Below are 8,856 nucleotides of genomic sequence, written 5' to 3'. Positions count from 1 at the left end.
CTCCACGTCCATCCAACGCAAACTGTTCGTCATTACTTTGTCTTGGACCCCGCGTATTTCCTTTGTAATCTCAGCGGAATGATCGTAAAGCGAACTTAATGTTTTTATTTCCGTTTCCGTTAATGGCTGCTTGGTCATATCACGAACGGACATCCGGTAGGAATAATTAGCCATATTCGCTAAGAAATCCTCTGTTTTGTTAAAAGGAAGCAGCGTTAACGGAAGCTGTGTGATGTCGCTTTGAGCCTGACTAGTCAACCGCCACACATTCACAAGCCCTTTCCTGTAAGAAGGCTCCGCCGTTGAGTTAACAGCAAGCGTATTCCCTAGCTCCGTATGCAGTTTATCCATATGGAAGGAGAGATCATGGAACGCGCGCTGATATTGGTTCTCTGCTTTAATCAAAATCGTATTTTTCTCCTGATGCTCCAAGTACCCCCAAACCGATGCACCAATTAAAGCAACCAGAAGGAATGGAAACATGACAATGCTCAATCTTTTATACACGTGAATACCCCTTTCATCCCCTAAACTTGCGCTTAGTTTTTGCGTGGATAGACAGGTTTATACAAGATTGACAACAAAAAGAGGCCTATTCATAAAGAATGGCCTCTCGCTATTCATCCGTCTCTATTTCAAAGTCATGCTCATTGCTGCAAATGCATTGCCTAAATCCCGTTTCGATCTTGCCTTTTTCTCGTTTACCTTTCAGCACGAACTTTTCCCCGCACTGTCGGCAGCGGATCTTTACTTTCACTCGTGTTATGGACATGTACACCCTCCCGGTAGTTCCAAGCTCTTTGAGCCAGGAATTGCCATCTATACTGTCCAGTATTGACCAATTTAACTCATTTTAATCTTCTCTTCTGCTGATGCTACGCGCAGCGGCGAATGGGCATTTGCTCGGTCAACCCGCCAAATCGTACGAATCCATAGAAATGTCATAACTGGTATCATGACCCAGATCCAATTGGATTTGAAAAAGAGTAAAATGTAGTCAAACAATCCATGCCAGAGAATCGGCAGCAGGAGTGAGAACCACAGATACTTTCGAGCTTTGTGAGGAACGAACTTCGCCTTCCCCAAGTAATATCCCATCATGACTCCAAATAGAGCATGCGCTGAAACCGGTAGCAGAGCGCGGATCATAAGCGCAGAGAAAGAGGCTGCATTCAGGAATGCGTAGATAATATTTTCTAAAGTAGCGTAACCCAAGCTTACCGCAACCGCGTATACGATTCCGTCATACGGTTCATCAAATGCTTCATGTCGGAAGATCAAATGATACAGAACGAACCATTTCATAAACTCTTCAATGCCTCCGGATAAGAGAAACGATGAAATAAAAGTTCCTTCGCCTACTTCTTGAATCAGAGCATTCTGAAGTACCATCGTCGGATATACGAGCAGCACACCAAATAAGAACATGCGGATAACCAAATGGATGGGTTCCGTTTCGTAACGATCTTTTAAATAAAAGTATGCGAGCAGTGAGAGACCTGGGGCTACGGCTGCAAGAACAATCGGTAATATTTGCAAATGCGGCTTCCCCCTTATGCTAGAAGTTATGAAGTACCCTCAGTACAGTCATGTCATATTACATTATAGTCATTTTGGAGTGACTTTTCTATGATTTATTCCGTAAAGAGCGCGCAATCATTATGGAAAACGAGAGGGATATTCCCTATTGTGCCATTTCGGTTTTTCGTTAATGCAAGAGATATGGCCTGTTGACCATCGACATCCGATTTCACAGGCTGCATAATCATCACGACATCAGCAGAAGCCTGCACACGGTCTGGCACGTTATCTTGACCTAACTCCAGAGCAGTAGCTGCGATAATCGGGCAATCCCATTCTCGGGACCATTGCTTAAGTGTAAACGCAATAGCGGCTTGCTGCTGCTGCCAAGTCAATGACGCCGCGCCTTCGCCCATTGGAATTCGCTGCAAGTGATCAATGAAGATGACGGGTTCTTTGCCCACGATAACCGCAATTCGTTCTATATTAGCGGCGACTTGATCCAGTGTCGTACTCATCGTACACTCAAGCATCCACAACATCTTACTGATTTTTCCATACTGCTTATTTGCTTCAGCCACTTGATCGGGATCTATTTTTCCGCCAAGCACTTTCTGCGGCGCTACGCCAATAATCCGCGCAATACTGCGAGACCACAATTCAAAATTCGTCATGTCCCAAGAAACGAATATGACCGGTGTTTCTTCAAGCGCGATATGATCAGCCATCTGCTTCAGCAGCATGCTTTTGCCTATAGAGCCTGACCCAGCAAGTAGGTACAGACCATTCCCAAAGCCGCCGAATAGGAGCGTGTCCAGCTTATCAAAACCTGTTCGAATGGAGGCTACCTGCCCACGGAATCTTTTCATATATTCTTCCAAATATACGGTGCTGTTCTTAATATCCGGCGCTACAGGAGCTAACATTGCCTCTTCAACCGACTGATTAACCAGCGCCAGGAATGTCTCAACTGGGTTCTTCGCTCTTACGAAAAGATCATTGATATCCCGAATGGTCTCAGGCAAGGAAATAATATACGTTTCGTTTCCCTGCTCGCGTAAAACAGATTCAATCCGTGTAGACTCTCTCCGTCCGTACTCATCGTTCCCCATACAAATATAGACGCGTTTCCCAGTAAAAAGTGAGAGATGGTGCTCTTTAAATATTCCATAATCCGGAACACAAACAGCGGGGACTTTGGCCTGAACAAGCGAAAGCACATCGAAAATGCCACTGCACAAAATGACTTCATCCGAATCTTCCAAGGCAGCGTAATTAAAAAGATATTGGTCAACGCCATACAAGGCCTTATATTTCGGCTCCTTATTGTCAATCGAGCGTCCGATTAAGTCGACAATCTCACCGTCGTAATTACGAATTGGCAGGATCACCCTGTGCTCAAAATAATCGCCTAATTGATTCTGATCGACRTAGAACCCAATTTTCCCGATTTCAAAACCAATCCGAAATAATTGCGCGGTTTCTTCGGTAATCCCCCTTTTTTGCAAATACAAAAAAGCTTCTTCTCTCATCTGTTTCTGGTAATAGCTTAGTAAACTGTCCAAATCAACTGCTGCCAATGTTGGCGCTAGGCGCTTATGCTCTAAGTTCGTCATGATTTTCTCCTCCATCATCTCTTCGCAAGGATGCAAAACCACTTTCTATCCAATTAAAAAAAGCATCAACAAAAACGGTTGTTTTTGAAGATGCTTGTTTCATTCAACAACAAAAGAAAAGAGGATGGCCTTTATTTAAAGTGCTGACAAAGCACCTTCACGGCGTCATCGGCAATAATCGTCTTCCCATACTCTTCAAGCACCGCTTGTGTTACGGAAGCAGCTTCTCCGAATTCGGACAGGACCGCGATTAACGCTTGGTACTTCGTATCTTCAAGGTCAACAGGTTCTAGTTGTAAAATATATTTCCCTTTGTAGGAATAAAGGGTGCCGCCTTCAATGAGAAGCGGATTAATTACTTTGGAGACACGCAGCAGATCTTCAAAGTCACGGAACGCATAGGAGACTAAATCGCTTTGTTCAAGCGTTACTTCCATCTCATACACTTCTTCAGCCTCATGATCATCATACGAATCTGAATTCGCATACAAATCAAGCTTGCCTCTTGTTACAATGACAACCATTCCCTGGGCTGGCAGTGCAAACACCTCAACAGCTAGAGGTCCGGACGGGTCAAATCCGAGCTCTGAATAGGCTTGATCCATCATTTCACTGAATAGTTCGTGTACTTTGGGGATTTCTCTCCACATGTCGTCCTTTTGAATTCCGCGTTCAGTTAAGTCATCGAATGTTAGGAAAATCCGTATCTTATCCTGACTTAAGCGTTCTATTTTCATGATAGGATCCTCCTTTGAGCCTCCCGATTGGAAAGCTTGCATCGAAAGCATGGTCATCTTATTAAAACAGAATATGATAAAAAAACAAAAATGTGAACCTTGAAGCAAGATTTGGACAAGTATTCTTTTATCGTTTTCACCTACCATGTTAACACTATTTGATTCCAATTGCACGCGCAAGTTATGTATAAAAAGAAAAAGCACAGCCGGCCCCGTGGGTTTGCCTGACTGTGCCTGCCGTGAGCATTTATTGAATTGTCGACGAATTTTCCTTATTGGCTTGCAAAATTTTCCCCATCGATTCACTGGATGAGCTGAACGCGGAGAACAACATTGATTTACTTTTGCGATTCAGATAGACGACCGCTGCAGCTCCGGCAATGCCACCTAACAAGAAAGTACCTATCTTCATTGGGTCTCCCTCCATGTTAATTTAGTATGAATCCTTCATAGGTTGTGCGAGTTGTAGAAAGGGCATACGTCCAAATAAGAGGAAAACAAAGGAGATATGTTCTATGCGAAATGTGGTACTATAAGGGTAGACGAAAGAAGTTAATTTGCCTGAGGAGAACGAGAAATGAATAACAAAGCCAGTGTCCTGTTGATCAGCATGATGATATTCCTCTCTGCCTGCAGTGAAAGCCAACCGGCCAAAAGCCCAGTTTCCACAACCAGTGCGACACCAACTGCAGCTGTAACAGCTGCTAGCCCTACTCCTACGGCGGCACCTACCCAAACACCGGCTCCCACACCTACGCCTGAGCCAACTAAACCCGCCCCGCAAGAAGTTAAGAAGGACTATCATATGAACAAAAATTATGATATCGTCCCTAATGACCCTAACGGAAACAAGAAAATTATCCTGTTAACTTTTGATGATGGCCCCAAAGAGCAAGAGATGAATCAATCGTTAATCAATACCCTCAAAAAACATAACGCGAAGGCGATTTTCTTTTTCAACGGGTACAGGATCAAGCAAAAGCCCGAACTCGTTAAGCTCATCCATGAAAGCGGCAATGTCATTGGCAATCATGCATGGGATCATGACAATTTGAAAGACATGCCAAATGCCAAGATTGATCAACAAGTCGACGATGTTCAAAAAATTATTAAAGAATTAACCGGGCAAGCCCCACAGTTTTTCCGTCCGCCATTTGGTTCGGGCAACGATTATTTGAAAGCCAAAATAAAAGAAAATAAAATGCTCTATATGACTTGGTCAAACGGGTCATTGGATTGGGAAATGACCAACCAAAAAAATGATCCTAACAAAGTCATCGAGAATGTCATGAAGCAGTTGCACGGTGGCAGCAACATTCTGATGCATGAACTGCCGTGGACGGTCAAAATTCTAGATACTCTGCTGACGCAGTTAGAGGAAAAAGGATACTCGTTTGTTGATCCGAATGCAATTGAGCTCGAAATGAGATAATAAAAAAAGCTTTGCAGCTCCCACTCACATCATGATGGGGCTTGCAAAGCTTTTACTTTTAATAGCTAATATTGACCGTTTTGGTGCTTTCCACATAAGTTACCTTCGCTCCAAGCGCTTCTGACAGCAATCGAACCGGGATCATCGTTGTTTCATTAACTAACTTGGCCGCGGCACCCGTTTGATGCTCCACACCATTCAAGCTATACGCATCCCGGTTTGTATAGAACATGATCGTCTTGTCTTTCTTCTTGTATATGGCTGCCTTCTGCTTATCATCCCACTCCACCGTTGCACCAAGAGCCGCAGCGAGATCTCGGATATATAGAAATGAGGTTCCCTCTTGAATGTAGGGCTTCTGTTTCATAGCAAACGGAATAAGATCGAGAACGTATTTGTCGCCAGCTAAGGCAAAGGAAACGAGATGATTACGATTTAGTCCGAAATTGCCCATTTGCAGTGTGTAAGAAGCGGCATCACTATGGAGCTTAAGCACACCTAAACCCTCACGAGGCTCTGTGCGGAACGTCCATTCCTTGGCGTAAGGCTTAGTAGTGCCATCCTTCATGGTAGCCGTTAGTTTGATTTTCGCTGTATAGGTCGTATCCAGCCCTAATGGCTTCGATGGCATGATAATAACTTCAGTATCCAGATGATCGTCTATACCAGGCTCATTCTTCAACAGGCTTACAGCGTTCCCGCTTTCGTCTTTTAATTCTGCCTCATCCAATTTAACTTTCTTCACGTCTGGTCCATTAATAGAAGCCATGATCGGGTAGCCGACCGGATATGCCGCTCCTGTATGATTACGCATTGGATCCGGCGTTTCGTGACCATCAAACACTGTAGGGACATAGACATCGTTACTTCCTGGAGAAACAACAAGTTCAGGTGCTACCCCATCCGAAAATCCAAATTCAATGACATGATAGGGTCCTTCTTTATAAACCCCAATTTCGACGAGTCCAGGTACCATGAATGGTGTTCGATGATAAGGAGCATCAAACAAACTATCAATTGCTTCAACAAGCGAGACCCGATTGTACGCTACGTCCTCGCTGCTCGCACGTGTGTATCCGATAAATTGTGCGCGCTCTTTTAACGACTTGCCGATATAGCCAGGCAGTGCTGGGTCCTCATCATGCAAGGAAACTGACGTTTTAATCGGATCGATTTTATTTTGCGACAAATATTGCGCATGTTTCTGTGCAGCTATATTCAGAGCATTGCTGAACTTCACTGGTGTTAAGCCCATTTTAACCCGATAGTCATTAATCGCTTGCAGACCTGCTTGCTGCTCCTGGCTAGTATCCGAAGAAAGTGTTACAGCTCCTTGTACCACCGTAAAACTCCAATTCATTTGAACTGGCTCATAACCGCTGAAATTAAAGGATAAACGAGCCGAATATGTGCCAGGCTTCAAATCTTCCTTTGGTTGATACACATATTTAACAGAAACAGGATCGTAAGTAGCATTCACTTCCTGATCATTGAGGTAAAAATGATAGCTTTCTGGCGATTTCCCTTCACTAAACTCTAAATTCACTCCGATATCTGGTCGTAATAAGCCTACATTACCCTGAGGATAAGTCAAATAACCATAGGAAAACGCGTAAGATGGCTTTGACGACCAAATTAAACTGGATAATAAAACAAAAAGTGCAGCTATTATTTTTACAGTATTCGTCCATTTTCTTTGTACTTGAATCACATTCATTGCAACTAAATCCTCCCATGACAAAGTGAGCCCATAAAAAAAGAAGCTATGAATCTATCATAGCTTCTCTATTTGATTAACACAACTTAGCCCAACTGGGAGATTTTATGAATAGTACCTAATCCCCCACACCGTTAAACTAATGACTAATATGACAAATAACCAAAGTAATGTAACGTAAAAGATTCGGGTCCATTTTCCCCGTTCAGAGGGATGCACCGCTTGCCGCGGCGGTAAATAGGTGTCATCTTCCTCCATTTCAATTGGCCTTCGCTGAGAACGAGAAGGCATTTTTCCCTCTGCATTCATGTGCTCTGTTCTTCCTCCTCCTTACCAAAACGAAGTATGCATCCCATGACAAAGTCAATGATAAAGTGAGCAATAATTGGTGCCCAGAGGCTTCCGGTTTGTAGATAAATCCAGCCGAGGCCGTAGCTTATACTAAATACCATCCCTGTCATGAGCCAATGCTGCAAATAACGGATATGGATCGCCGCGAACAATATACTGGTCCAATAAGGTCCCCAGGCATGCTGAATGGCTCCGCGAAACAATACTTCTTCACAGATGGCAACAATGAATGAGATGAGCGCGATATGCCAGATCGGACGCTGTCCGAAGATCATCTCATTGATTCCGCCGTCATCAGACACTTCCTTAGGCACCCACCTTGAGATTAACATATCAATGCCAAGGACGGCTATTGCAAATAAACTCCCMCAAATCGGGATTTTCCAACCGCCCTGAATCGTGAACATTGAAATAAACTTATGATTGCTCTGAAAAAAAATGATTATGATTCCGATAATAAGCGTAAGTAGTTGGGTTATGTACAGATTGAGCAGTAAAGTTCGGTCATTGAGATCATTCACATCGACTTTTCCGAAGCGGATATTCTTAAAATCGAATTTCTTCATAGATGCAGCCTCTTTCCTCACATATTCCCTTTTATACCTATTTCACCTATACTAAGTTAAAAGAAAAAGAGAGAATAAGGAGCTTGATTATGGATAAGCGTCTTACCCGCACTGATTATTTATTTGCCCTCATGTTTATCTTTATGCTTGTTTGTATACTCGGCGCCTTCTTCTACGGATTGAAAATCGGGCAGGAAAAATCGGATCAGAAATACGAGAAAATATTGCATGCCGATAAGGCGGTTGTTCAAGAATATGGGGCCTACGACCAGCAGGTTCTCGTTTCTTATTACCATACCATCTTTTTGCCCTTTAGGGAATTTCAGAATAAATGGTTTGAATTGATGAGTCAAATCGAAGCTGGTAATTCAACCGTTGACGCCTCAGCCGTGCTGAAAGAATTAAACAAGCTGGCTGATGAGAAATATGTGGATCTCCAAAGTAAAAATATGCCGGCAACCTCGCCGCTTCTCGTTCAATCGCATCAAGGATATCTCAAAAGCTTAAAGCTTTTTGCTGACACGCTGAAAAGTTATCAAAGCAAAGCAAATGGGCTGAGCGGGCCGCAGCTGCTTGATGCCATTCAAAAAGATGCTTATTTCGTAGAAGCCAAAACGCWGGCACTGACAGCTCAGAAAAATTACTTTGATTCTATTGTTGCTTGGAATGGCACAATCGATCCTGATATTGAAAATTTCGACCCCAATAATAATGCGAACCTGGACCAATGGCGTGCAATGAATTTAAATGTTAAAAATCTGTATATCACAGCAAAACTTCTGAAAAACAAATCGTTTGCACCCTTTTACCCGCAAGATTTGACGATCCGCATTGATGAGTTTATCGCATCTGGCCAAGCCAAGAAACTCAACGTTAATGACGTCAACCAAACGATGGAACTTCTGTTAAGTACGAA

9 protein-coding genes and 1 pseudogene are annotated in these 8,856 nt (G+C 43.2%); 2 read left to right on the top strand and 8 right to left on the bottom strand.

Features of this window, described 5'->3' with window-relative positions:
- The 6 genes and pseudogenes from AC1DUA_RS24435 to AC1DUA_RS24410 form a co-directional block, all read right to left on the bottom strand.
- A pseudogene (locus AC1DUA_RS24435) lies at positions 1 to 507 on the bottom strand (germination protein YpeB); the annotation flags it as partial.
- A gap of 109 nt (positions 508 to 616) precedes the next feature.
- Complete coding sequence (locus tag AC1DUA_RS24430; RefSeq protein WP_164819461.1) at positions 617 to 772, bottom strand: hypothetical protein; 156 nt, start codon at positions 770 to 772, stop codon at positions 617 to 619.
- 71 nt (positions 773 to 843) lie between these two features.
- A complete protein-coding gene (gene prsW / locus AC1DUA_RS24425) occupies positions 844 to 1,539 on the bottom strand; it encodes a glutamic-type intramembrane protease PrsW (RefSeq protein ID WP_477502235.1) in 696 nt (231 codons plus the stop codon).
- A 95-nt stretch (positions 1,540 to 1,634) separates the two neighbouring features.
- The gene (locus AC1DUA_RS24420; protein ID WP_477502234.1) at positions 1,635 to 3,137 is read right to left on the bottom strand and encodes a DnaB-like helicase C-terminal domain-containing protein; all 1,503 of its coding nucleotides are present in this window, start codon (positions 3,135 to 3,137) and stop codon (positions 1,635 to 1,637) included.
- Positions 3,138 to 3,268: 131 nt separating this feature from the next.
- Positions 3,269 to 3,874, bottom strand: a complete 606-nt coding sequence (locus AC1DUA_RS24415) for a genetic competence negative regulator (protein ID WP_127451207.1) — start codon at positions 3,872 to 3,874, stop codon at positions 3,269 to 3,271.
- Positions 3,875 to 4,121: 247 nt separating this feature from the next.
- Positions 4,122 to 4,286 (bottom strand): hypothetical protein, encoded by a 165-nt coding sequence (locus AC1DUA_RS24410; protein WP_477502233.1) that lies wholly within the window; start codon positions 4,284 to 4,286, stop codon positions 4,122 to 4,124.
- A 165-nt stretch (positions 4,287 to 4,451) separates the two neighbouring features.
- On the opposite strand from AC1DUA_RS24410, the gene AC1DUA_RS24405 reads away from it, so the two are divergent.
- Positions 4,452 to 5,306, top strand: coding sequence for a polysaccharide deacetylase family protein (locus AC1DUA_RS24405; RefSeq protein ID WP_477502232.1), 855 nt, complete (start codon positions 4,452 to 4,454; stop codon positions 5,304 to 5,306).
- A gap of 58 nt (positions 5,307 to 5,364) precedes the next feature.
- Here the strand turns inward: AC1DUA_RS24405 and AC1DUA_RS24400 are convergent, their stop codons facing one another.
- Both AC1DUA_RS24400 and AC1DUA_RS24395 read right to left on the bottom strand, forming a co-directional pair.
- A complete protein-coding gene (locus tag AC1DUA_RS24400; protein WP_477502231.1) occupies positions 5,365 to 7,023 on the bottom strand; it encodes a stalk domain-containing protein in 1,659 nt (552 codons plus the stop codon).
- A gap of 305 nt (positions 7,024 to 7,328) precedes the next feature.
- A complete protein-coding gene (locus tag AC1DUA_RS24395) occupies positions 7,329 to 7,940 on the bottom strand; it encodes a lysostaphin resistance A-like protein (protein WP_477502230.1) in 612 nt (203 codons plus the stop codon).
- Between the two features lie 89 nt (positions 7,941 to 8,029).
- On the opposite strand from AC1DUA_RS24395, the gene AC1DUA_RS24390 reads away from it, so the two are divergent.
- A partial coding sequence (locus AC1DUA_RS24390; protein WP_477502229.1) for a hypothetical protein occupies positions 8,030 to 8,856 on the top strand: 827 nt, incomplete at its 3' end.

Source organism: Paenibacillus sp. 01T422 (genome assembly GCF_056398785.1).
This window is presented reverse-complemented; position numbering and strand designations above follow the sequence as displayed.

Coding starts and splice junctions, on each gene's coding strand:
- AC1DUA_RS24400 (WP_477502231.1), bottom strand. CDS start 7,023: ATGAATGTGATTCAAGTACAAAGAAAATGGACGAATACTGTAAAAATA.
- AC1DUA_RS24410 (WP_477502233.1), bottom strand. CDS start 4,286: ATGAAGATAGGTACTTTCTTGTTAGGTGGCATTGCCGGAGCTGCAGCG.
- AC1DUA_RS24405 (WP_477502232.1), top strand. CDS start 4,452: ATGAATAACAAAGCCAGTGTCCTGTTGATCAGCATGATGATATTCCTC.
- AC1DUA_RS24415 (WP_127451207.1), bottom strand. CDS start 3,874: ATGAAAATAGAACGCTTAAGTCAGGATAAGATACGGATTTTCCTAACA.
- AC1DUA_RS24430 (WP_164819461.1), bottom strand. CDS start 772: ATGTCCATAACACGAGTGAAAGTAAAGATCCGCTGCCGACAGTGCGGG.